Genomic DNA, 24088 nt, shown 5'->3' on the forward strand with positions numbered 1-24088 from the left:
TATTTTGCCTAAAACTCAAGTTATTGACTCCACCCGCATAGCAGGTGGATTTTGATTCCTCGCCTTTCGGCTCGGAATTGGCCGCTAAAGCTACAATAAAACTGCTAGGTCACGTTCCCGTGGCATAGCAGTGTTATTTTTGTGTTATTTGATGCACTATTTATTCTTATTTCTGTCTTTTCTGTGATTTCTGTAGGCGTAATTGCTTTCCTTTTTCTCCAAGGGCCTTTTCTTATGCATGCCGTTATATATGATTATGCCTAAAAGGCACACGGCCAGAAAAATAAAGAAAATCAGTCCAATTGGTCCGAATCCTGCAAATCCACTGTATAAACTCATTAATTATCACCTCTTGCTATTCTTTCCTTGCACAGTTTTTTATCCCTGTACATTTCCTCGTCTGCTATTCTGAATAAATCGTCTGCATTGTTGACTTTCTTCGACGGATAAATAGCATGACCTATACCTACTGAAAGTTCAAATCCATAATTTACTGAACTATTGAATACATCAATGTTCTCTTTGATCTTAGCCATGTAGTTCGCGACAGCCCTGGTTCCAAGGTTCTCCAGAATCACAACGAATTCGTCGCCGCCATATCGTGCCAGAAAAGCCGAAGAATTTCCAAAGGTCTTCTTCAGTATATCTGCCATAAAGACCAGTATTTCATCGCCCTTATCATGACCAAAATCGTCATTTATTATCTTGAAATCATTAATATCGATCATAATCAGAGCTATGGCTCTGTTATTTCCCACCATAAGCGAATTCAGGTAATTATCCATCTTCCCCCTGTTATTCAATCCTGTGAGAGCATCTATAGATATTGCCTGGCTCTCTATGTCCATGAAAATCATCAGCAGTGAAAGTGTGATACACGGGAAGAGAAACGCTCCTCCGTAATTGAGCATCTGCAATATGCCGCCTATCAGTGGAGGTACTATAAACAGTGCTATGGCCAGACATTCCTTCCTTCTTTCCAGCAGGACTTCCCTGTGCATCTTTATAAGACCCAGAAGTGAAGTTCCCATAAGATAAGCAAGCGTGATCACTGCTAGCGTATCTGATAATGGCCCTCTGTGGTAATAATTACTACTGTCAATGTAGAACACCCAACTGGTCCATGGACTTGATAAAGTCAAGGCAGTTATTATGATAACCGGTATGGTTATCAGTGGTATTCTAGTTTTATCGGGTACCTTCTTATGGTAAAGTCTATAGGAAACGTAATACAGCCAGCTTATAGTAATAAGTATCTGTATAACAAAGTACACTATATTCTCGATGTATCCTATATACCAGAACGCTTTTCCCGGTAATCCATTAGTAGCCCACATGAAAATATCCGAAACAAGCAGGATCATGGTCAATACCTGCACCCTTCTCAGAAGATAGAAATCATAGGAAAAGGATAGCTCTCTTTTACTGTTATAATACATCAGAAGTATTGTACATAAGCAAAAAAACTCTATTCCGCAATTAAACAACTTAGTCTGGTCGAGACTCAATTCAAACATTTATAATTACCTTTCGCCTAGCCCTTAGTATAGTTTCGGCCTCAGTCCATTATACACTAATGAATGATTCCCTTACAATCTTTTTTTATCTGATGTTTATATTACCATTTCGTTTCTTATCCTTGTACATTTCCTCATCCGCATGTTTGATGATGGTTTCCACTTCAACATTATCTGAAACCGGACCGGAAAATACTCCCATGCTCACAGAAAGAGTAAAAGGTTCATCACGCCCATCCATCACACCCTCTATTTCCTGATGAACGGCTGATCTTAGCTTATCAATATCATTCGAATGTATATTTACTCCGGCGATTACAAATTCATCACCACCATATCTGCACAGATATGGCCTGCTGCTCACACATTCACATGACTTTTTCAAAGCCTCAGCAGCTAAAATCTATGCCTTATCTCCCATAACATGACCATATTTATCATTTACCTGTTTGAAGTGCTCAAGGTCTATCATTATTATTGTCAATTTTATTTCTTTATTACATAATAACTTATAATCTATATAGCTGGTCAATTCCCTCCTGTTATTCAGTCCCGTCAGCGCATCTACCTGGATCTGCCCGAGCTGTCCATCTTGAACGGCAAGGAAAACCATTACTACAGAAACGGTTATTCCAACCTGCGTAGTTGTCAATCCATAGAAATACATCTGCAGGCCACTGGCAATTGCAGGCGCAATAATGAAAACAAAATTGGTCAAGGGATTAGAAATTGCCAAAACGGTAAATAGAATCAAAGGCATAGAAATAACGAAATAAGTTTTTTTAGAAAAGAAAAGTCTGATTTTCATAAACACATACATCATCCAGCACCAGGCAATGATCACCAGCATTTCATCATACATCAAATTGCTCAATTGTATAATTACCCAAGCGCCTTCAAATACCTGACCTCTGCACACTCCTGCCACTATGTCAGATGCGCAGAACAATATCACTGCCACCCTATCACACAGGATCCTATCTCCCAACGTGGCCGGGCTCACAAGCATGAACTATCTATATCGCACATCTGGTCTTACATAATTATACAACGAAACTTGTTAGTTGTGTTAATTTTCTGTTAATAATTATAAAACCTTGCCTATTGACATTGTCATCAAGAGATGTATTATTTTATCGAGAGGTTTATTCAAATGAGTAGAAACTATAAAATATCAATATTTCTATTGTCCCTGATTCTTTCTGTTGTAGTCTTACTATTGGTTTTCCCTGCCGTTATTCAGGTCAGCAACAGTGTCGTTTACGGTGCAGACGACCAGCGTGAAGCGGCCCACGGCATGAATTTCGTAACCAACCCTGTGACAGGGGAATCCTATATTTTCTGGTCCGATCAATACGACAGCGGCTCAGATTCTGACGGTGACTGGACCCATGACATATACTATCAGCAAATATCCCTCGACGATCCCCAGATCACCGATAAACACGTGCTGATCAGCGCTCCCGAGGCCCAGGAGCCTGCCAGCGTTTCCTGCACCTCTGACGGGGAGTTTTTTGTGACCTTTGAGGATGGCAATACCAAAGGCTACGGCGGGCTTTCGCAACGGTACGCGACCTTTGACAAAGACATGTCACCGGTAAAGGCCTACCCGCAGACAGTTGCACTGGGCGGACATTCCGGCCACGGCGCATGCACATCGAACAAAATGATAACCTTTTGGAGTAACGAGTGGGTCGACGGCGGCGGCGTTGATAACCTTGGCACGGGTAAAGACGTTTGCGTTACATCCATGAACTACGATGGAAGCAAGGCCAGGACTCTTAAACTGACAAAAGGCAAGACAAGAGAATGGTGGCCTATAGTCACCGCTTCCAAGAGCAACGTCCTGCTGGTCTGGCAGCGTTATATCAAGAATCATACCTATTCGAATGTATGCTACGCTGTCTATGATCCGTCTACAGGCAAATTAAACTACAGAGGTATTCAGGCATTGAAGAACATCAAGGCAAAATATTACACATATAATGCCGTTTACCTTAGGAATCTCAATCGGTATGTCATCAATATCACTACCAGTAATAATAAAAGCATCGTCCTGCTTCTTAACAGCAGCGGAAAAATAGTTTATAAGAAGACCGGCCTGCCCGCCTTTGCAAGAGAAGCATCGCCGGCAGTGCTGACGAAGACCGGCGCGGATACCCTTTGTTATGCTAAATCACCGTCAGGAGCTACCTTCCTCCGTGTGACGAAGAACGGCATACGCTATGTCGGCTCAGCTAAATCAACATACAAATGGGGCTACCGTGGAACCAGCGGCTTCTATACTAAGGATGGAAAAGTTGCCTGTTTCGCATCCCTATCAAAAGATCGCGTCGTACTGAAGAAATTTAAAAGCGGCGTAGATTAAAATATAGCTTGCTAACTACTCACACATAAGATGTAATTATTTTACGGTTATTTTGATTATTGAGTAGGAGGCATATGATGAAAAGAATAATGAAAAACATTGTTGCGCATGCATTGGTTATCACGATGATGGTTTCATTGATTTTGATTTCCAATCCCATAAGTGCAAAAGCAGCAAGTACCTATAGTTACACGAAAAGCTATGTATTAAATACAATGAAGCAAGATCCCGCTATGTTCCTGCAAACGGATTATGCCGTTGGTTTATACACAGTGGGTAAGATGGGTTCCACAGTTAGTTCAGACATTAAAAATAAGGCAGCTGAACTAACTGCCAATTGCAAAAATGACAACGAGAAAATAAATAAGATTGCTCATTGGGTTGCGGATTATATTACATATGATTTAGCTTATTCGAATAATGCGAATGTCAATGATATATTTGTTTCAAAGAGAGGCGTATGTTCCGCATATGCCAGATTGTCGTATGCAATGCTGCAATCCCTGAATATTCCATCTACATGTTTGAAGTATACTAAGACAAGTCCCGGCCATGAATACAATATGGCATATGATGGAAGTAGATGGATAATATATGATGCAACATGGATGAGATCAACAAATGGTGAAAAGTATTATGATATGTCCTGTGATTTTTTGTTTTCTCTTAAATCCCATGGATTGTATTCTGCGATAACGCCAGTCTATGACCAGACTCCATATTTTAAAGGCGATTCTCAATATATAGAAAAATTTAATACCATATATCGCATACCTTATGGTTCAACCATAACCAACTGGTACATGTCTAGTGGCAATAGAATCGAGACTGATCATATTACTTCCAATGCGGTAAGCCTAAGAACAATGGAATTACCTAATATTAAGAAAATAAACGTGGATCATTATGAATATAAATCCTCCTTACAATATGTTATTCTGGATTATTGTGAAACAATAGAGTCCGGAGCATTTAAAGCATCTTCCCTTAAAGAGGTGGTTGTTCCTGCAACTGTAAAAACAATTGGTGAAGATGTATTTTCAACAAGCAAAAATTTCAAAGTAAAATGCCTTGCTGGTACAGTGGCAGAACAGTATTGTATCAAAAATAAAATCAAATATGAAATTATGCAGGTTGATAACCCTACAACATCCATTACAATTAACGCTAATGATATATCCTATTCAGATAGTAATAATGTAACACAATTAAGCGCTCAGGTAAGCCCTTCAGGGGCTAGTGCAAATGTTGCATGGTCAGTAGAAACACCGTCAGGTACTTATGGATTTGCAAAGATCACAAAGGATGAGAAGTTAACTGCACTATATCCTGGAAAAGTAACATTAGTTGCGACAGCAACAGATGGTACAGGCGTTCAGGCGAAGAAAACTATCAATATAGTTAAAAAGAGTGCGGATAAGACCGTGAAAGAGGTAAGCATATCAAGAACAAATTATACCTATCGTGGTGAATACTGCAAACCTAATATAAAGGTTACTAATTCCGAGAATAAAGCCGTTAGCAGTAACTATTATACAGTTACTTATTCGAATAATAAAGATGTAGGTGAAGCAACAGTATCTGTTACCTTTAAAGGGATATATGCAAATAATGCAAAGGTTGTGAAGCATTTTTCGATTGTACCATTAGGAACTAGAATATCTAAAATAAAAGCAACACCAAAGAAATTGATTTTGAACGTCAAGGCTCAGAAAACACAGACTTCCGGTTATCAAGTACGTTATTCTACAAACAAGAATATGAAGGGAGCAAAGACTATAACAATAAACAATAATACGAAACTTTCAGTATCTATATCGAAATTAAAAGCCAAAAAAACATATTATTTACAAATTCGCACATACAAGAATTTGTCCGGTGAGAATTATTACAGCAGTTGGTCACAGACATATTCAAAAAAGACAACAAAGTAGCGATATATCTTAAAACCCCGAACAGATTTAAAAGCAGTGCAGGCTATAAAATAATAGTCATGCACTGCTCTTATGATTTTTTATTTTCTTGTTAACAGAGTTATGCACTCTGTATGCTTGGTCATTGGGAAGTTGTCAAAGGGTTTGACATAGGTGATCTCGTATCCCAGTTGTGTGAACAGGGCCAGGTCCTTCACCAGAGTCTTGGGATTACATGATATGTAGACTATCTGAGGCACGGCGTAGGCCGCTATCTTCTCTACAGCCTTGTCACCTATTCCCACCCGAGGCGGATCTACAACTATAACATCAGGCATTTCTTGACTGGCAGACAAGGTCTCGAATACATCTCCGCAGATGAATTCACAGTTTTCTATACCGTTAACTTCGGCATTTTCTTTAGCTGCATCTATACTTTCCGGTACTATTTCTATGCCAATGACATGGGCTGCACGCCTTGCCATAACCTGACTTATAGTCCCGGTTCCACAGTAAAGGTCAAATACATTTTTACCTGAGAAATCATCTATAAGTTCTATTGCCTCACTGTAAAGTCGTTCAACGGCCTCAACATTTGTCTGAAAAAACGAGAATTCATGAACCTTGAATGTCAGGTCGAAAATTTTCTCAATATAGTATTCACGTCCGTATAACATGCGCAATTCCTCGCATGTAACTTTATCTGCAACAGAATCATTGATAGTGTGCATAATGCCCACTATGGTATTATTCAGAGACAGGGCCAGGAGCCCTTCCTTCCAGGCTTCCTCCTCAAATTCTCCCTGAGAAGAAGTGACTATGTTTACCAGAAGTTCGCCGGTACGTTCACCCTTTCTGATGACCAGATTGCGCAAAAGCCCCGTGTGACGGCGCTTATGGTACTTGACATATCCACGTTCTGTAGCAAAATCCAATGTATAGCGCAGGATCACATTAAAGTCCTGGTCAATGATCTGGCAATGGTCTACAGTCGTAACTGACATGAACTGTCCAGGCTTATGCATGCCCAGGCAAAGTGGTCCGTCCTTGACCATATCTCCAAAGGTATATTCCATTTTGTTACGGTAAGCATAATGGTAAGCCTCCGGACAGCCTTCTATACTGTCGAATTTGTCAGGTTCAAGCTCTGCATGAATAAAAAGTCCACGCACTTCACCCTCTTTGTTAGAAAGCTGATATTCATATTCTACGCCCTGATAAGAGCAGCCTCCGCAGTTATCTGCATGGGGGCATCTATTTAAATCCGCCATATTTTTCGTAAAACTCCTTTTTAAATTCTGTGAATCTGTCTTCCTCAATTGCTTCTCTGATCCCCGCCATCATATGAATGAGGAAATGCAGATTGTGATTGGAAATAAGCATAGCCGACATCATTTCTCCGGACTTCATCATATGTCTTATGTAGGCTCTGCTGTAATTTCTGCATGTATAGCAGTCGCACTCCGGATCAAGCGGAGTGAAATCTCTCTCAAACTTAGCATTCTTGATATTTATACGACCATGGCTGGTGGTTGCCAGACCGTGCCTGGCTATTCTGGTAGGTTCCACGCAGTCGAACATGTCCAGCCCACGCTCCACTCCCTCAAAGAGGTAATCCGGCGTGCCTACGCCCATTAAATAGCGAGGTTTGTCCTCAGGCAGAAGATCTACGCAGTCATCAAGAATGTCCAACATAAGTTCCTTTGGCTCTCCTACAGACAGTCCTCCGATCGAATAACCCGGCAGGTCCATATCTACAATGCGCTCAGCGCTTTCACGACGCAGATCCTTATACATTCCGCCCTGCATTATGCCGAAAAGTGACTGACGCTCCACGTCCTTATGAGCTGCCTTGCAACGTTCCAGCCAGCGGCAGGTACGTTCCATAGAATCTTTGATATATGACCGGTCAGCAGGATACGGCGCGCATTCATCGAAGGCCATCATAATATCCGAGCCCAGTGCGTTTTGTATCTCCACAGCCTTCTCAGGTGAAAGCATATGCCTGGATCCATCGATATGACTTTGGAAACTGACGCCCTCCTCGGTTATTTTTCGAAGCTGGCCCAGTGAAAATACCTGAAAACCGCCGCTGTCAGTGAGTATTGCCCTATCCCAGTTCATGAATTTGTGAAGACCGCCGGCTTCCTTTACTATTTCATGGCCAGGTCTCAGATACAGGTGGTATGTGTTGGCCAGAATGATCTCAGCCCCCATATCTGCCACCTGCTCCGGCCTCATAGCCTTAACGGCTCCCTGAGTGCCTACAGGCATAAAAACAGGCGTCTGTATATCGCCGTGTGGCGTGTGTATCACGCCTCGGCGAGCGCCTGTCTTCTTATCCCTATGTAAAAGTTCATAAGTTACTGCGTTTGTCATCTGTTTCTCCTATTTAACATAATTAATTATCATAAATCAAACTACGTGTCAACTATTCAATCAGCATGGCATCCCCATAACTGAAAAATCTGTACTTTTCATCTACTGCTACCTTGTAGGCCTCAAGTATCTTTTCCCTGTCGTAGAGCGCAGAAATAAGCATTATAAGCGTCGATTTAGGCAGATGAAAGTTGGTGATAAGGGCATCTATTATCTTGTACTCGTAACCCGGATATATGAATATCCCAGTGTTTCCGTGGCCTGCCTTCACCAGATATTCTCCGCTTGCATCATCCTTATATGCCGCGCTTTCCAGTGTCCTCGTAGATGTAGTGCCTACAGAAACTATCCGGCCTCCGGCTTTTATAGTCCCATTTATTACATCAGCCGTCACTTCGTTAATGAAATACTCCTCGAAGTGCATATGATGATCTTCTATTTTTTCGCATTTTACAGGCCTAAACGTCCCGATACCCACATGTAAGGTAACATAGGCCAACTTGACACCCTTGGCTTTCGCTTCTTCAAGTAATTGGTCTGTAAAGTGCAGACCCGCCGTTGGAGCTGCAACTGACCCGTCTTCTCTGGCATATACTGTCTGATACATATCTTTGTCTTCGTCATTACTTTCTCTTTCTATATAAGGCGGCAAAGGCATCTTGCCAAGCTCCTCCAGGCGCTCCATGAAGATACCCTCATAGTTGAATTTCACCTTTCTGGTACCGTCGCTGCCGTAACCTATAACGTCCGCCTTGAGCTTGCCATCGCCGAAGGTAACGCTGTCACCCGGCTTAAGCCTGCGTCCCGGCCGAACCAGAGACTCCCATTCATCCCCGTCGATCCTTTTGCTCAAAAGGAATTCTACGTGGGCTCCCGTGCCGTCTTTAATGCCGTAAAGTCTGGCCGGAATGACTCTTGAATCGTTCATGACCAGGCAATCCGTGGGCTTCAGGTATTCAAGTATGTCGTGAAAATGTCTATGTTCTATAGTCCCATTTTCTCTGTTTAGGACCATGAGCCTGCAACTGTCTCTCTGCTCCGCAGGCGTCTGTGCAATAAGCTCCTTAGGTAAGTCGTAATCAAAATCTTCTATATTCATTAATTTTCTCCGTAGTTATAATAATTTTATCTGTGCATCGTTCTGGTCGTCATCGTTATCTGCATCACGATCGTCACTATATGGATATTCCAGACCCATATGCTTATATCCCAGGCTAGAAACCATCCTGCCCTTCTGTGTCCTGTACAGGAGCCCTGTCTGTATGAGATATGGTTCGTAAGCATCTTCTATGGTTACTCTTTCCTCGCCAATAGACGCCGCAATGGTGTCTATGCCCACCGGACCTCCGTCAAACCGCTCGATGATAGTGGAAAGTATCTGCCTGTCCAGCCGTTCAAGTCCCAGCTCATCAACTCCGAGAGCTTTCAAACCTTCTTCTGTAATTTTCAGGTCGATGACGCCATCTCCCCTGACCTGAGAAAAATCTCTCATTCTCTTTAACAGCCTGTTAGCCACTCGAGGTGTGCCCCTGGAACATTTAGCCATGCGGTCTCTGGCATCAGCTTCTATTTTGATTCCCATAAGATCCGCCGACCTCTCTATTATCTCCGATAATTCGTCGGGCCTATAGACTTCGAACTTGCTTATTACGCCGAAACGGTCGCGCAAAGGCGCTGACAGACTGCCTGCCCGCGTCGTAGCCCCTATCAGGGTGAATTTTGCTATATCCAGCCTTATAGACCGGGCCGACGGCCCTTTGCCGATGATTATATCCAAGGCGTAGTCTTCCATAGCCGAGTACAAAACCTCCTCGACAGAGCGGTTGAGCCTGTGGATCTCGTCGATGAACAAAACGTCATTGTCGTTGAGGTTCGTCAGGATAGCCGCCAGGTCGCCTGCACGCTCTATGGCAGGCCCCGAGGTTATCTTAATGTCCACGCCAAGCTCGTTGGCTATTATTCCGGCCAGCGTAGTCTTGCCTAATCCCGGCGGACCGTAGAACAAAACATGATCTAAAGGTTCTCCTCTGAGTTTAGCAGCTTCGATAAAAACCTTCAGGTTGTCCTTAACTGTGCGTTGACCTATGAAATCTTCCAGCTTCTGAGGTCTCAGGGTTATTTCCTGTTTTTCCTCAGTAGTGCCGGCGTTAGATTGTGTAATTCTTTCTTCTTCCATAATGTCCCCTTACATCATATCTTTAGAGCGCGTTTGATATATTCCTCACATGGCAGTTCATCATCTATGACCCTTCCTACAGCAGTCTCTGCCTCACTCTTACTGTATCCAAGAGTTATCAGTGCGCTGACGGCCTCAGTTCTCTCGCTTCCAAAGCTGAAGGACTGCTCGCCTGAGGAAACAGACGACAGATCTCCGAAATCCCCGACCTTGTCTTTTAATTCAAGTATTACTCGTTCAGCAGTCTTTTTACCGACGCCGCTGGCGGCCTTTATAGCCTCCACATCTCCGCCTGCAATAGCACGCCTCAGTTCCATGGCTGGAAGTATGCTCATTATAGCCATTGCTGCCTTCGCTCCAACTCCATTTACAGTTATCAGCAACTTAAACAGGTCGAGTTCTTCCTTTCCATCGAAGCCATACAGGCTCACATCGTCTTCCTTTACGATCATAGCAGTGAATACCTTAACTTCATCGCCTTCAAGATTCTTGTATAAAGGCGAATTCGCCGGCAGGTATACCAGGAATCCTACGCCTGAAGCCGATTCAATGACTGCAGTACCGTCTGTAAGCGGGTGGAATTTTCCTTTAATAAATCTGATCATTTACCCATGTCTCCTTATTTCAATATCTGACGCCTGGCCCTGTTGCCTGCGCAATGACCGTGGCAGATAGCTGCAGCCACCGCATCAGCCGTATCATCAGGTTTAGGTACCTCTTTCAGATTGAGTATTGCCTTGACCATAGCCTGGACCTGCTTTTTATCAGCACGACCATATCCGACCAGGGCCTGCTTGATCTGAAGGGGTGTATATTCATTAACTATTAGTCCGCCGTTGACACAAGCCAATATGGCTACGCCCCTTGCCTCTCCCACATGTATGACTGTCTTAGCGTTATTATTGAAGAACAGCTCTTCTATAGAAGCCTCCTCCGGTTTATATTTTTCTATTATAGCACAAAGTTCAGAGTACAGATGTGCCAGTCTGAGTGGCATTTCCGTCTTGGCTTCTGTAGTCACAGCGCCATAATCAACCACTTCGAAATGATTTCCTTTCAGGTCGAGAACGGCCCATCCCATTATAGCATATCCCGGATCGATTCCAAGTATTCTCATAGTTATTATCTCCTGCCTTACTAGTGATCACGCTTAAGTAAGTATACCACAAGACCGGCGAAAATCGTCGGATTTTCCCATTTTTTCATTGTTTATTTTTTCTGAATACTATGGTATAATAATGCATGAATAAGTAGTATGTAACAGTTGATGTAACAATCGATCGTATGGAGGGGAAAATGCGTTATTCTAGACAAAATAAGATACTCGAGCTCATAGCCAATAATGAGATAGAAACTCAGGAGAAACTGGCTCAGATGCTCAGTCAGGACGGCTTTGAAGTCACCCAGGCAACTATTTCGAGAGACATCAAGGAGCTGCAGCTTATCAAGGTGCTCTCCTCAACAGGGAAGTATAAATATGCGGTAAGCACTCGTCACGATGCTCCTATATCAGACAGATTCGTCAAGATATTCAGAGAGACTATAATTTCTTTCGCATCGGCACAGAATCTGATAGTGATCAAGACATTATCAGGATGCGGACCTGCAGCCGGTGAAGCTGTAGACTGCATAGGATTACCTCATGTAGTAGGTAGTGTAGCAGGTGATAATACCCTGCTGCTCATAGTAGACAAGGAAGAAAATGTAGAAGACATACTTTCTATATTCAACAACATGCTGATTATGAGGAACAAGAATACAGGAAATGATTGATCACATTAGCATTAACAATTTTGCAATCATAGAAAATACGGAAATAGATTTTGAGAAAGGTCTGAACGTCATTACCGGAGAGACAGGCGCAGGTAAATCAATTGTTATTGAAGCCGTGAGCCTCGCTTTAGGTAGTCGTGCAGACTCTTCTTTTGTTCGCACAGGAGCAGGCAAGGCTGTGATACAGCTGGCGGCTACCATAGACGGAGCGGACCATGTCATAACCCGTGAAATATCAGCCGGCGGTAAAAACCTTTGCAGGATAGATGGACAGCTGGCTACTTTAGGTGAAGTCTCTGCCCTGGCGAGGAAAATCGCTGACATCCACGGCCAGTATGACAACCAGACTCTGCTGGATCCGCTGAGCCAGCTCGACCTGGTCGACAAATATCATATGTCCAGCATAGCGCCTCTCAAGGCAGAATTTACCAAATGCTACGAATCTTATAAGGTCGCAAAGGCTAAGTTAAACGACCTACTGTCAAGGGAAACTGAGAATAAGAGGAAGCTCGACTTTTATAAATATGAAGTGGAAGAGATCGACAAGGCTGATATGAAGGTCAACGAGGATGAGGAACTTACCGACAGGATCTCGGTCCTCCAAAACAGTGAAAAAATCTTCGATGCTATTGAAACAGCCTACACTCTCCTCGATGGCGACGAGGGTAATATTCTTTCTCTGATGGCCCTGGCGCAGCAATCACTGGAAAGTATACAGGATTATTCCCGCGATCTGACAGAAATCGGCAGTGGGTTCAATGATCTGTACTACAACCTTCAGGATATGACTAAGGCAATCAGCGATGTTCGTGACAGTACGTCATTCACACCCGGTGAACTGGATAATGCCATAGCCAGACTGGACACGATCGAAAAACTGAAAAAGAAATACGGTCAGACGACAGAAGATGTACTGGCTTATAGAGACCGGATAGCAGCTGAATTAACGCAGATAGAGAACTTCGATGAAATCAAGGGAGAGCTTGGATCTGAGTGTCACAACGCCCTTTCTGCACTAAGATCAGCTTCTACTGAACTCAGTAATGCCAGAAAAGTCAGTGCTGAAGAACTCAGCAATGCCATAGAGACCGAACTTCACGATCTTAACTTTGACGATGCGCACCTGGTGATACAGATAAAGCCAGCCCCTGCCATCAGCTCTGACGGCGGAGATCTTTGTGAGATAATGATGACTACCAATAAAGGCGAGCCATTGAAGCCGCTTGCCAAAATAGCATCCGGCGGAGAAATTTCCCGTATAATGCTCGCTATCAAGAATGTCACCGGCACCTATGACAAAGTGCCTACTATGATCTTCGATGAAATCGACGCGGGAATCAGCGGTGTCACAGCCAGTATCGTTGGCCGCAAGCTTAAGCAGATATCCGGTGACCATCAGATAATATGCATTACGCATCTGCCTCAGATAGCTGCCACCGGCAATACTAATTACCGAATATACAAGGATTCAGACGAGTCGAATACATATACTCACGTTGAAAAACTCGATACTCATGAGAAGGTTCTGGAAATCGCCAGACTTCTGGGTGGAGATAGAGTAACCGAAACGACCATAAAAAGTGCAGAAGAATTAATAGAGCGGAGCTGAAGCCCCGCTCTTTCATTTGAACAACAAAACCGGGTAGCATATAGCCACCCGGTTTTGAATGTTTCTATCAGTATTATTTGGTGAATGATGCTGGTGTAGGGATTCTCTCCATCATCATGTTCATAAGAACATCTGTGCATGGAAGTTCATCTACCAGTTTAGCATCTGCTGCCGCTACGAACTTAGGCTCGTATGGTACGAATACTCCTCCGAGGACTTCGCCCTCTTCGCCGTATTTGTACATTGGCAGTGCATCGTTCATCTCAGCTGAAATGTCGAATTCATCTTCAAATCCGAATTCAACTTCGAATACATGAGCAAGCTCTGCTGCGATCTCCCAGTTGTTGAAGTCTACTTCTTCATCGATAGCCTTCTCAACAGGCATCAATCTGCGCTCAGTATTGGTGTATGTACCCTGAGTGCTTGCGAATCCTGTTCCCGGAATGAATACGTCAGCCTTAACTGCTGTATCTGTCAGGAATATGTCCGATACTCCCAGGAATTCAAGACCTGAAAGGTCAACGTCCTTAGGATCTTCTCCGAAGATCATCAGACCCTTGACGCCTTCCATTGCCTCAGCTCCTGCATATATACCCATATCAGCCAGACCCTGTGAATTGTTCTTAGGTTTAACTTCCAGTATTCCGTCACGTGGCTTGCCAATATGTCCGGATACCAGAGCAATTTCTGCAATCAATTCTGCTGCTTCAAATGACAATACATTCTGCTGGAATACGAACATGGCCTTCTTGGCATTGGCGTACATCTCAGCAACTGCCTTACTCTCGTCACATGATTCAACTCCATCGAGGGATTTTTTGAAATCTTCGAATCCTTCAACTTCACTTGTCTTGCCCATGTCAACCAGTGCTTTAGCCATTCTCTTCAGGAAATCAAGGTTGTTGTCAGCATCGATAACCTTAGTTGCGAAATCAAATCTTGTATCTGTATCAGGCGTATTGATTACTACTACCTGAGCGCCAGCTTCTGCAGCCTGTTTGATCTTGTTCCAGATAACTGCGTTTCTGTTCTTGATGAAACCAGGTACGATGATCACATTAGTTGAAAGCAGCTCGTTGATCGTGTTAGGAGAAGCCTCATGGCCCATTCCCAGAACAGCGTTTACTCCGCTCTTTCTCTTATTGAATGTGAATGTCTTAGCTCCGATCACATCTGCGAACTTCTTGATAGCATATGCTTCTTCATTAGTATATCTGTCTGAAATAGCAACTGCTATAGCTTCTTCACCATGTCTGACCTTAACAGCCTCCATCTTCTTACCAGCCATAACGAAAGCTTCATGGTAATCTGTAACTCTGAACTCGTCTCCATCCTTGATCATAGGATCTATCTCTTTGCCTTCAAGCAGTGAAGCATCAAAGCCCCATTTACCCTTGGCGCAGCACAGGCCTTCATTAACAAAGCCTTCCTTGTCAGGATTTGCTTTGATCAGCATGTCGCCGTATGACTCAAGGTCAAGCGAGCATCCTACTGAGCAGTATGAGCATGTAGTAGGAGTTACATCTGTGTCAAGCGGAATTTCCTTCTGGATAGTAAGTCTCTCCTGCAGAGCTCCTGTTGGACAGCAGCTTACGCACTGACCGCAGGATTCGCAACCTGATTCAGCAAGAGGCTTCTCCATTGTAGGTTTAACTACTGTATCAAATCCTCTGTTTACCAGACCGAGAGCTCCAACTCCCATTACCTCATCGCAAAGTCTTACGCACAATCCGCAAAGTATGCACTTGTCCGGATCTCTTACGATGAACGGATGATCATCCTCGAATTCTGTAAGGTTCTTATCACCGGCGAATCTTTCAGGCTCAACGCCATATTCATTAGCCAGTTCAACTAGTTTACACTCGTAATAGTCATGGCATCCACATTCCAGGCATCTGTTAGCTTCTGCTACAGCCTGCTCTTCAGTATATCCATCGAATACTACTTCTGAGAAATTGTCTTTTCTCTCTGCAGCTGTCAGCTGATCAGCAGCCTCTCTGCATAATTTCTCTCTATCTTCAAATGTCTTCTCTGTAATGTCAGTTCTCTCAACGAAGTATGGCTTTTCATATTTGATTTCTTCTCCGTCTAAGTATGAGTCAATAACCATTGATGCCTTGCGAGCGTCAGCTATGGCCTCAACTGCGATAGAAATCTTATCATTACCACAGTCACCACCGGCAAATACGCCAGGGATGCTTGTCATGAATGTCTCTTCGTCATAAGCGATAGCATTCTTTCTGGTCTTGTCGCAGTCGAAGATGCTTGCATCTACAGCCTGTCCGATGGCCAGGATCATTGTATCGATATCGATGGTCTCTGTCTTGCCCTTGATAGGTACTGGACGACGACGCCCTGACTCATCAGGTTCACCCAGTTCCATGCACTGGAGAACGACCTGATTTACATGGCCATCTTTATCTGTCTTGATCTCAAGAGGATTAGTCAGATTCTTAAAGATAACTCCCTCTTCCTCAGCTTCTTCGATCTCGATAGCGTCTGCAGGCATCTCATCCTTGGTTCTTCTGTAGATGTTGTACACCTCTTTAGCTCCAAGTCTTACAGCTGTTCTGCATGCGTCCATAGCAGTATTACCACCACCGACGATAGCTACCTTTTCTCCGAAATCTATGCTTTCATTTCTGACAACATGACGCAGGAAGTCGATTCCTCCGAGAACTCCTTCTGAATCTTCACCAGGACATCCAACTCCTGTGGATACCCATGCGCCGATTCCAAGAAGTACAGCGTCATAATCGTTTCTAATGGTTTCAAAGGCGATATCCTCACCGACCTTTGTATCCGGTATCATTTCAACTCCCATAGCCTGGATGATATCGATCTCATCGTCCAGTACTTCCTTAGGAAGTCTGTACTCAGGTATACCATATCTCAGCATTCCGCCGAATTTAGGCATTGACTCGAATATCGTTACATCATGACCCTTCTCACGAAGGAAGTATGCTGCGGAAAGACCCATAGGGCCACCGCCTATAATAGCTACGGACTTGCCGGTCTCATCATCGATTTCCGGTACATATGGTGACTCTGCAGCCAGATCCATATCTCCTGCGAATCTCTTGATAGTAGCGATGCTGATAGGCTCATCGATCAATCCGCGACGACATTTGTCTTCGCAAGGATGAGGGCATACACGACCGATTGCTGCAGGTAGTGGTATTCTCTCCTTGATCAGTTTGTTAGCTGTCTCATATTCGCCGTTAGCTACCAGACCTACATAGCCCTGGCAATCAGTTCCTGCAGGACATGCCAGTGAGCACGGTCCCTTGCAGTCGCCATTATGGTTAGTTATCAGCAACTCAAGGTTAGTCTTCCTTGATTCGATAACTCTCTCTGTATTGGTCATTACGACCATACCCGGAGCGATGGATGTAGCACATGCCTTGCAGAGTTTAGGGTTTCCCTCAACCTCTACTACGCAGAGACCACATGCTCCGTAAATGTTAGTTCTTTCATCAAAGCAAAGAGTAGGAATGAAGATGTCATTCTCCCTTGCAACCTCCAGAATCGTCTGTCCAGGAAGGCCGAATACTTCTTTGCCGTCAATATTCATTCTAAACTTATTCATAGTGATTCCTCCTTCCTACTTTCTGATTATAGCATCAAACTTACAATGTTCTTCGCACTTGCCGCACTTGATACATTTATCCTGATCAATAACGTGCAGACCCTTGACTTCGCCTGTGATGGCGTTGACCGGGCAATTCTTGGCACAAAGAGTACAACCCTTACATTTATCGGTGATCTCATAATGGATCAATGCCTTACATGATTTAGCTGTGCATGTGTGATTGTAGATATGATCTTCATACTCGTTTCTGAAGTATCTGATTGTTGATAGTACAGGGTTTGGAGCTGTCTGTCCAAGTCCGCACATTGCGCCGTCCTTGATCTTATTAGCAAGCTCTTCCAGTTTTTCGATGTCTCCATCTTCACCTTTGCCCTGAGTGATCCTCTCGAGGATCTCAAGCATTCTCTTGGTTCCGATACGGCAGTAGTTGCACTTTCCGCAGGACTCTTTCTTAGTGAAGTCCAGGAAGTATCTGGCCATATCGACCATGCAGGTGTCCTCATCCATAACGATCATTCCGCCGGATCCTACGATAGCGCCTGTCTTTACGATATCTTCGTAAGTTACAGGAGTATCATCGAGAGCTGCAGGAATGCATCCGCCTGAAGGTCCGCCCATCTGTACGGCCTTGAACTGTCTGTCGTTCTTGATTCCGCCGCCGATGCCGTAAATTACGTCTTTCAGCTTAAGTCCCATAGGAACCTCTACAAGTCCGCCCTTCTTGATCTTTCCTGCAAGTGCGAATACCTTGGTTCCTGTTGAAGGAGCTTTACCTATTTTAGCAAAGGCTTCTCCGCCGTTTTCTATGATCCATGCAACGTTTGCATATGTTTCTACGTTGTTGATGTTTGTAGGTAACTGCCAATAACCCTTAGCTGCAGGGAATGGCGGTTTAAGTCTCGGCATTCCTCTTTCACCTTCCAGTGAAGCGATCAAAGCTGTTTCCTCGCCGCATACGAATGCGCCTGCGCCGGCTTTGATCCTGATGTCGAAATGTTTGCCTGTACCGAAGATGTTATCTCCCAGGTATCCTTTTTCTCTTGCCTGATCCATAGCGATCTCAAGTCTCTTGATAGCAAGCGGATACTCAGCACGACAGTAAATGATTCCTTCAGTAGCTCCCATAGCGAAGCCGCCTATGATCATTCCTTCAAGAACTGAATGAGGGTCACCCTCCAGAACAGATCTGTCCATGAATGCTCCCGGATCTCCTTCATCTGCGTTACATACCATGTATTTTTCCTTGCCCGGGTTTCCCTTAGCTGCGTTCCATTTGAACCATGTAGGGAATCCTGCGCCGCCTCTGCCTCTCAGGTTGGAAGTCTTGATTATTGCAATTACCTCATCCTGTGTCATCGAAGTAACTACCTTCTTGGCTGATTCATATCCGCCAACTGCAAGGTATTCTTCAATATGTTCAGGATTGATAACTCCGCAATGACGCAGAACTACTCTTTCCTGCTTATCCAGGAACTGCTTATCTTCATCTGTAATGGCATATTCCGTTACAGGTTTTCCGCCCTTCAGATGTTCCTCTACTATTTTCTCTACCTTTTCAGGCTGTACTTTGACATATCTGGTCATGTCGCCATTGTCTTCATAAACATCTACGATAGGCTCCAGGTAGCATGTACCTACGCAACCTGTCAGGTCTATGTCAGCCTTGACATTCTGTTTCTCAAGCTGTGTCTTGAACTCTGCTTCTGTTTTCAGAGCACCGGTAGCTATTCCGCAGCTTCCCTGTCCAATTACTACTTTCATATCTGCACCTCCTAAGCCCTTTCTCTGATTTCAGCCAGGATCTGTACGACTTTGTCCTTGGTCAAGTTACCATAAGTTTCATTGCCGTCATTGCTTCTGACCATCATTACAGGTGCCAGTGAACAACAACCAAGACATGCAACGTTATTCAATGTGAACACGCCGTCCTCGGTAGTTTCTCCGTCCTGAATGTTCAGGTACTCGCAAACTGCTTCCTCGATGCGATCAGCTCCGTTTACATGGCAGGCAGTTCCCTTACACAACATGATAAGGTACTTGCCTATAGGCTGTAATCTGAACTGAGCATAGAAAGTTGCTACTCCGTAGATCTTAGCAGGCTTGATGCCTGTAGCTTCTGAAATATAATTGATGGTGTCAACAGATAAATATCCGTATATCTCCTGAGCCTGCTGTAAAATTGTTATCAGGCTTCCAGGCACCTTAGCGTATTTGTCCAAAACCGGGTTCAAATCCTTGAATTCTTCCCGTCTGGATGCGCCACAAGATTTTGTTTCACTCATGAATGATTCCTCCTGTTGCAAAATTAAACTATTACTAAAATATTATACTGAATTTTGGCACTAAAATCAATGATGTATACACATTTATTTATTCTATATACACATGAACCGAATTAGAATCAGCCGATAATCGGCGATTCATTATTGATACAGTTATATGATCGACTATGGTCTGGGCAGATGATCTTCGTCTTCCAGTAACTCTTTGACACCTTCATTCTGTCCCTTTTGTCTGTGTTTTTTTATAAGACCGCCAAAGTCTATCTCCATGATAAATACCGATGCGATCATCAATACTTCTCCCAGATAACCCCTGGCCGTCATGACTTCTCCTGCCAGTACGAATGCAGTGATCCCGGCAAATACCGGCTCCAGGGAGTAGATTATACCTACATGAGAAGGTTCTGTGTACTGCTGAGCTATCGGCTGAAGTATGAAAGCAAGTCCCGTGCAGAACAGAGACAGGAAAATCACAGCTGCCCATATGCCCGCCGTCTGTGGAAGCACAGGTCCTTCAAAGATAAGGCTAAGTATGAGCATTATAGCTCCTGTGACTCCAAGTCCCAGCACGCCCATCTGATAAGGATCAACAGTTTCCTTCCTGACAGCCTTGTCAACGACGATTATATCAAGAGCATAACAGATACCTGCGCTCAAGCTGAACAGATCGCCCTTAAGATGGCTCATGTTTAATGAAAAGTCCTCCTTAAGTGTCAATAGCATTATTCCAACCATGCAAACTCCCACCGCCAGCAGAATTTTCTTGGAAGCGACCTTTCTAAAGAATATGAATTCCATAATAGGCGTGGCTACGACCGTAGTAGAACAAAGAAAAGCCGTATTTGACAATGTCGTGTATTGTACGCCAAATGTTGCGCCTGCGTACACAACTACCAATGTAGCGCCTACGGCTATGCTGGCAAGTAAAGTGTCCCTGCTTACATTCCGAAACTTCTTATACGATAGTATCAGGGCCACGGCAAATGCTCCAAGGAACCTGTATGAATTCAGAGTAAATGCTCCCATTTCTTCAAGACAGATATCCATAAAATAGTATGACAATCCCCAGCACAGGGTTATCACCATCAACATCATGTCCGCTTTGACTTCTTTCTTCTTATCTAATTCCATTCTCCACCTATATTTCCGCTACGAATAATTCCAGAGCCATCTGTGCTCCCATTACTCCTGTGACTATACTGATATGAGTCCTGTATATGCCTGCAAGCATACTCCTGAGCTTCTCTAAGGTATATCTGTTATCGTACCTCATGATATTTCTGACTCTGTAAACATTGGCTTTAGTATACTTACTGATTTCCTCGGCCGTTCCCGGGCCATCTTCACTTTCCTGAAATTCCTTGACCTCATACATCAGTTCTAACTGAGATGCTATAGTGCCTATTATTCTCTGAGTATCGTAAGCATCCACCTGCAGTCTGTTATGAAGTACTTGGAAGGCCTGTTTCTTGTTATTACCGCTTATGCCGTCTATCAGATCGAATATGAATGTGTCATTGTCTCCTGAAACGGCTTCTCTTATATCTTCCTCAGCAACTACGTTCCCCGAGCTATGAGCTATGACCTTCCTGATATCGTTTTCGAAATTGTAAAGTCTGTAATCACTTTCCTTATTTCCATATCCTGTAGCCTTTATTAGCTGGCTCATCAGATATGAACTTATCTCTACGCCTTCATTTCTGAACCGCTTGGCCGCAAAAGAGCGCAGCTCTCTGTCAGACAACTGCACGAAGTCATAGTATGTGCCGGACTTTTTTATTGTGTCTACAATAACTTCTTTACTGGCAACTTCTTCAGCAGAAAACACTACAACCGTTTTCGGATTGATGTTCTTAAGATAATCCGCCAGTTTTTCCAGCGACTCGCCGTCAAATCCCTTCGGCGTGTTTTTGCTCGTTAATGGTTTATAATTCCTGACCCACACTACTCTTTTATCAGACAGCATGGAGAATGTCTCGCATGCCTCAATAATGCTGTACGGGTCTGCGTTCTCATCTTCAATGACAACATAATCCATTTCTTCAACAGCCGGATTTACATATTTCTTCCGGATCATATCGACTGCCCATCTGACAAGATACTGCTCCGGTCCATACATCAATATGACGCTGCCGGTCTTATCGCCCTTCAGCTCAGAAATAAAGGTATTGAAACTGCGGTCTACCTGACTTTTCTTTGCACACATACTTCTAACTTGCCCTTTCTGTCTATGAAGCCTACAGCTCCATTTAAATCAGTCCTGAATACCATTATACCTTTTTTAGAGAGTTTTTCAATTACTTCATTACTTGGATGGCCATAATTGTTTTTACCCACGCCTATAACAGCCACCTGAGGATCCACTGCATCCAGAAATTCATCGCTGGAACTGTATCTGCTGCCGTGGTGACAAACCTTGAGTATATCGCATTTCAGTTTATTGCTTCCTCTATAATGGTCTATCAGCGCCGCCTCTCCTTCACTTGTAATATCGCCGGTGACGAGGATAGTCATATTCTTTTCCCTCACCTTGAAAATCAGGCTGAAATAGTTCTCATCTTCAGAATCCGTTTCCGCTTCCAAAGGCCAGAGGATTTCTATGGTGCATGTGTCAGATACCCTGATGGTCTGGCCTGCCTTACCCTTTGTGAGCAATTTCCGCACGTTAAATGCTTCCTTCAGCTGTTTCAATCCCAGGTAATGATCTGTATGCAGATGCGTTGCCATTGCCAGGTCTATATCACTGCACCCGTTTTTCAAAAGGTATGGCTTGAGCACCTTCTCACCCACGTTATAATTGATATTGCCGCCTCCGTCTATGAGCATATCCGTCCGTCGTCCATCCTTGATATGCAGGCAATCTCCCTGGCCTACGTCAACCATCACCAGGTCGGCTTTGTTGAAAGGCGTGTCCGTTTTAACAAAAACTATCATGGCTATGGCTACGGCTGCAGCAAAAAATCTGCCCACGCTTTTCCAATCCCTGCGATGGCAATAAACCGCAAAGGATTCAGAGGTAATGAAAAAGGCCAGCATATATATCAATGCCAGCGCCCACAGTGGCGGTGACGTCACCGAAACCGCAAAGGCTCCCTTTTGTGACAGGAATCCATTGACATCTATCATCAATTGCGAAAGCCCGCCAATTATATCCCCCAGGAACCAGCAGTTTCCTGCCATCATTGTGAGCAGCAGGCACCCAATGCCCATGGGTACTATAATTGAAAGAAGATACACTATCGGCACGTTACATATGAACGATATGAGCGGAACGTAGTTGAAAACATAGGCTATGTACGGCATCATACCAAGTTGCACTGCCAGAACAGCGCTCACGCTTTCCGGCAGATATCTGCTGAGAAAAGGCTGGAGAAATGATATGGAAACTACAGCAAGGAACGACATCTGAAATGAAGCGCCGAATATGACCCAGGGATTTTCTATCAGAACCAGAACCGCCACAGCCCCAAGAGCAGTAAGCAGGTCATATCTGCGGTCCAGATAGTCACCCAGAGTTATTATCATCACCAGTGCCACAGCCCTTATAACTGAAACTGACCACAGAGTCAAAGTTCCGTAAAATCCCAGAAAGCCAATAAAGCATGCCGTGGCTACAGCTGACTTCCGTTTTTTCGTGAGAGACCTGTATATACCGAAGATGACACCTACGTGGAGACCGCTTACGGCAAGAACATGAGCTGTACCGTTGGCTTTGAAGTCCTCATACATATCTTCATCCATAGATTTGATATCCCCAAACAAAACTCCTCTTATGAGAGACTTCTCACTGTCTGAGCATCGCAGCTTCCCCATGAAATCCTCTCTTATCCTCATAACGCTTCTCTTGACGCCATCCCAGCCTCCCCCGTTCTCTGTCACGCGAAAAGACTCCACATTAGCAATGTGACTGATTTTGAGGGTCTTTAAATAAACGGCGTAATCAAATGTCCCCGGGTTGGAAGCTGACTTCGGTTCCTCGATTTTGCCAAAGGTCTCCAGCACCCTTCCGGTAAGCTCCCAGTAATTATCTATATTATGGTAATAAGATATCATAACATGTTGACGTCCGGGCCCTTCTACCGGCTTGCCGTCAACGCTGATCACCCTGCATCTCAGCTTATACTTTTCATCCTCTATCCTGTCGATACGCTGGACCTTGACGATCATAGCATGACCTTTGTCTGAATCCATGGATTTCCCGGCATCGAAGGTGGCGTTTTGTGCCATTAACAAAAAACATCCTGCGCAGTACATGACTATGCAGAAGAGACAAAATGCAGCCTTTGCGCGCAAATGCCCGGCAAGAAAATATATGCCGGCCAGTGCCATGGCCAGAATTATTATGGCGTAATAACTTCCCATATACCATGAGACTATGCCCGCCATCATGGAAAATGCAGCGCCCAGTAGTTTTCTTCTCATAAACTCCTCTCAGGCACCCAAACAACAATTATATAATATACCATATATTACCATTTA

18 protein-coding genes and 1 pseudogene are annotated in these 24088 nt (G+C 44.0%); 4 read left to right on the forward strand and 15 right to left on the reverse strand.

Translation table 11 applies throughout. The features are described 5' to 3' along the window. Positions 1-156: 156 nt before the first annotated feature. The 3 genes and pseudogenes from EV211_RS08715 to EV211_RS11090 all read right to left on the reverse strand — a co-directional run bounded on the left by EV211_RS08715 (position 157) and on the right by EV211_RS11090 (position 2526). Positions 157-339 (reverse strand): hypothetical protein, encoded by a 183-nt coding sequence (locus EV211_RS08715; protein ID WP_133529049.1) that lies wholly within the window; start codon positions 337-339, stop codon positions 157-159. Next, positions 339-1517: a GGDEF domain-containing protein gene (locus EV211_RS08720; protein ID WP_133529050.1), complete on the reverse strand. Its 1179-nt coding sequence runs from the start codon at positions 1515-1517 to the stop codon at positions 339-341. The genes EV211_RS08715 and EV211_RS08720 overlap by 1 nt, the downstream gene beginning before the upstream one ends. An 85-nt stretch (positions 1518-1602) precedes the next feature. Continuing rightward, positions 1603-2526: pseudogene (locus EV211_RS11090) on the reverse strand (GGDEF domain-containing protein). Between the two features lie 144 nt (positions 2527-2670). Between EV211_RS11090 and EV211_RS08735 the strand changes: the two are divergent. Further along, positions 2671-3885 carry a hypothetical protein gene (locus EV211_RS08735; protein ID WP_133529053.1) on the forward strand — a complete coding sequence of 405 codons (1215 nt, stop codon included), beginning with the start codon at positions 2671-2673 and terminating at the stop codon, positions 3883-3885. Positions 3886-3962: 77 nt separating this feature from the next. Further along, the gene (locus tag EV211_RS08740; protein ID WP_166635422.1) at positions 3963-5819 is read left to right on the forward strand and encodes a transglutaminase domain-containing protein; all 1857 of its coding nucleotides are present in this window, start codon (positions 3963-3965) and stop codon (positions 5817-5819) included. Positions 5820-5899: 80 nt separating this feature from the next. On the opposite strand, the gene rlmD is transcribed toward EV211_RS08740, so the two are convergent. Genes rlmD through ruvC form a run of 6 tightly spaced genes read right to left on the reverse strand, consistent with a single transcriptional unit; the run spans position 5900 to position 11470 of the window. After that, a complete protein-coding gene (gene rlmD / locus EV211_RS08745) occupies positions 5900-7069 on the reverse strand; it encodes a 23S rRNA (uracil(1939)-C(5))-methyltransferase RlmD (RefSeq protein WP_133529055.1) in 1170 nt (389 codons plus the stop codon). Continuing rightward, the gene (gene tgt, locus EV211_RS08750; protein ID WP_133529056.1) at positions 7053-8177 is read right to left on the reverse strand and encodes a tRNA guanosine(34) transglycosylase Tgt; all 1125 of its coding nucleotides are present in this window, start codon (positions 8175-8177) and stop codon (positions 7053-7055) included. Before tgt ends, rlmD begins: the two co-directional genes overlap by 17 nt. Before the next feature lie 52 nt (positions 8178-8229). Beyond that, positions 8230-9276 (reverse strand): tRNA preQ1(34) S-adenosylmethionine ribosyltransferase-isomerase QueA, encoded by a 1047-nt coding sequence (gene queA / locus EV211_RS08755; RefSeq protein ID WP_133529057.1) that lies wholly within the window; start codon positions 9274-9276, stop codon positions 8230-8232. Between the two features lie 15 nt (positions 9277-9291). Next, complete coding sequence (gene ruvB / locus EV211_RS08760; protein WP_133529058.1) at positions 9292-10353, reverse strand: Holliday junction branch migration DNA helicase RuvB; 1062 nt, start codon at positions 10351-10353, stop codon at positions 9292-9294. Positions 10354-10367: 14 nt separating this feature from the next. Further along, a complete protein-coding gene (gene ruvA, locus EV211_RS08765; RefSeq protein WP_133529059.1) occupies positions 10368-10958 on the reverse strand; it encodes a Holliday junction branch migration protein RuvA in 591 nt (196 codons plus the stop codon). A 14-nt stretch (positions 10959-10972) separates the two neighbouring features. After that, positions 10973-11470 carry a crossover junction endodeoxyribonuclease RuvC gene (ruvC, locus tag EV211_RS08770; RefSeq protein WP_133529060.1) on the reverse strand — a complete coding sequence of 166 codons (498 nt, stop codon included), beginning with the start codon at positions 11468-11470 and terminating at the stop codon, positions 10973-10975. A 179-nt stretch (positions 11471-11649) separates the two neighbouring features. Here ruvC and EV211_RS08775 point away from each other — a divergent pair, with 179 nt between their 5' ends. Further along, positions 11650-12126 carry an arginine repressor gene (locus EV211_RS08775; RefSeq protein ID WP_133529061.1) on the forward strand — a complete coding sequence of 159 codons (477 nt, stop codon included), beginning with the start codon at positions 11650-11652 and terminating at the stop codon, positions 12124-12126. Beyond that, positions 12119-13735, forward strand: coding sequence for a DNA repair protein RecN (gene recN, locus EV211_RS08780; RefSeq protein ID WP_133529062.1), 1617 nt, complete (start codon positions 12119-12121; stop codon positions 13733-13735). Before EV211_RS08775 ends, recN begins: the two co-directional genes overlap by 8 nt. A 73-nt stretch (positions 13736-13808) precedes the next feature. Here recN and EV211_RS08785 read toward each other — a convergent pair whose 3' ends face one another. The 6 genes from EV211_RS08785 to EV211_RS08810 form a co-directional block, all read right to left on the reverse strand. Beyond that, a complete protein-coding gene (locus EV211_RS08785; protein WP_133529063.1) occupies positions 13809-17324 on the reverse strand; it encodes an FAD-dependent oxidoreductase in 3516 nt (1171 codons plus the stop codon). Between the two features lie 15 nt (positions 17325-17339). Beyond that, the gene (locus EV211_RS08790; RefSeq protein WP_133529064.1) at positions 17340-19088 is read right to left on the reverse strand and encodes an NADH-quinone oxidoreductase subunit NuoF; all 1749 of its coding nucleotides are present in this window, start codon (positions 19086-19088) and stop codon (positions 17340-17342) included. 11 nt (positions 19089-19099) lie between these two features. Continuing rightward, entirely contained in the window at positions 19100-19609 is a 510-nt protein-coding gene (nuoE, locus tag EV211_RS08795) for an NADH-quinone oxidoreductase subunit NuoE (RefSeq protein ID WP_133529065.1), read from the reverse strand. 165 nt (positions 19610-19774) lie between these two features. Beyond that, positions 19775-20740, reverse strand: coding sequence for a DMT family transporter (locus EV211_RS08800; RefSeq protein WP_133529066.1), 966 nt, complete (start codon positions 20738-20740; stop codon positions 19775-19777). A 7-nt stretch (positions 20741-20747) separates the two neighbouring features. Then, positions 20748-21815, reverse strand: a complete 1068-nt coding sequence (gene holA / locus EV211_RS08805; protein WP_133529067.1) for a DNA polymerase III subunit delta — start codon at positions 21813-21815, stop codon at positions 20748-20750. Then, a complete protein-coding gene (locus tag EV211_RS08810; protein WP_133529068.1) occupies positions 21791-24031 on the reverse strand; it encodes a DNA internalization-related competence protein ComEC/Rec2 in 2241 nt (746 codons plus the stop codon). Before EV211_RS08810 ends, holA begins: the two co-directional genes overlap by 25 nt. Positions 24032-24088: the final 57 nt, after the last annotated feature.

This window comes from Aminicella lysinilytica, from assembly GCF_004362975.1.
GTDB lineage: Bacteria > Bacillota > Clostridia > Peptostreptococcales > Anaerovoracaceae > Aminicella > Aminicella lysinilytica.

Bases quoted from the DNA above. Each gene is read 5' to 3' on its own strand.
- EV211_RS08715 (WP_133529049.1), bottom strand. From the start codon at position 339: ATGAGTTTATACAGTGGATTTGCAGGATTCGGACCAATTGGACTGATT.
- EV211_RS08720 (WP_133529050.1), bottom strand. From the start codon at position 1,517: ATGTTTGAATTGAGTCTCGACCAGACTAAGTTGTTTAATTGCGGAATA.
- EV211_RS08735 (WP_133529053.1), top strand. From the start codon at position 2,671: ATGAGTAGAAACTATAAAATATCAATATTTCTATTGTCCCTGATTCTT.
- EV211_RS08740 (WP_166635422.1), top strand. From the start codon at position 3,963: ATGAAAAGAATAATGAAAAACATTGTTGCGCATGCATTGGTTATCACG.
- rlmD (WP_133529055.1), bottom strand. From the start codon at position 7,069: ATGGCGGATTTAAATAGATGCCCCCATGCAGATAACTGCGGAGGCTGC.
- tgt (WP_133529056.1), bottom strand. From the start codon at position 8,177: ATGACAAACGCAGTAACTTATGAACTTTTACATAGGGATAAGAAGACA.
- queA (WP_133529057.1), bottom strand. From the start codon at position 9,276: ATGAATATAGAAGATTTTGATTACGACTTACCTAAGGAGCTTATTGCA.
- ruvB (WP_133529058.1), bottom strand. From the start codon at position 10,353: ATGGAAGAAGAAAGAATTACACAATCTAACGCCGGCACTACTGAGGAA.
- ruvA (WP_133529059.1), bottom strand. From the start codon at position 10,958: ATGATCAGATTTATTAAAGGAAAATTCCACCCGCTTACAGACGGTACT.
- ruvC (WP_133529060.1), bottom strand. From the start codon at position 11,470: ATGAGAATACTTGGAATCGATCCGGGATATGCTATAATGGGATGGGCC.
- EV211_RS08775 (WP_133529061.1), top strand. From the start codon at position 11,650: ATGCGTTATTCTAGACAAAATAAGATACTCGAGCTCATAGCCAATAAT.
- recN (WP_133529062.1), top strand. From the start codon at position 12,119: ATGATTGATCACATTAGCATTAACAATTTTGCAATCATAGAAAATACG.
- EV211_RS08785 (WP_133529063.1), bottom strand. From the start codon at position 17,324: ATGAATAAGTTTAGAATGAATATTGACGGCAAAGAAGTATTCGGCCTT.
- EV211_RS08790 (WP_133529064.1), bottom strand. From the start codon at position 19,088: ATGAAAGTAGTAATTGGACAGGGAAGCTGCGGAATAGCTACCGGTGCT.
- nuoE (WP_133529065.1), bottom strand. From the start codon at position 19,609: ATGAGTGAAACAAAATCTTGTGGCGCATCCAGACGGGAAGAATTCAAG.
- EV211_RS08800 (WP_133529066.1), bottom strand. From the start codon at position 20,740: ATGGAATTAGATAAGAAGAAAGAAGTCAAAGCGGACATGATGTTGATG.
- holA (WP_133529067.1), bottom strand. From the start codon at position 21,815: ATGTGTGCAAAGAAAAGTCAGGTAGACCGCAGTTTCAATACCTTTATT.
- EV211_RS08810 (WP_133529068.1), bottom strand. From the start codon at position 24,031: ATGAGAAGAAAACTACTGGGCGCTGCATTTTCCATGATGGCGGGCATA.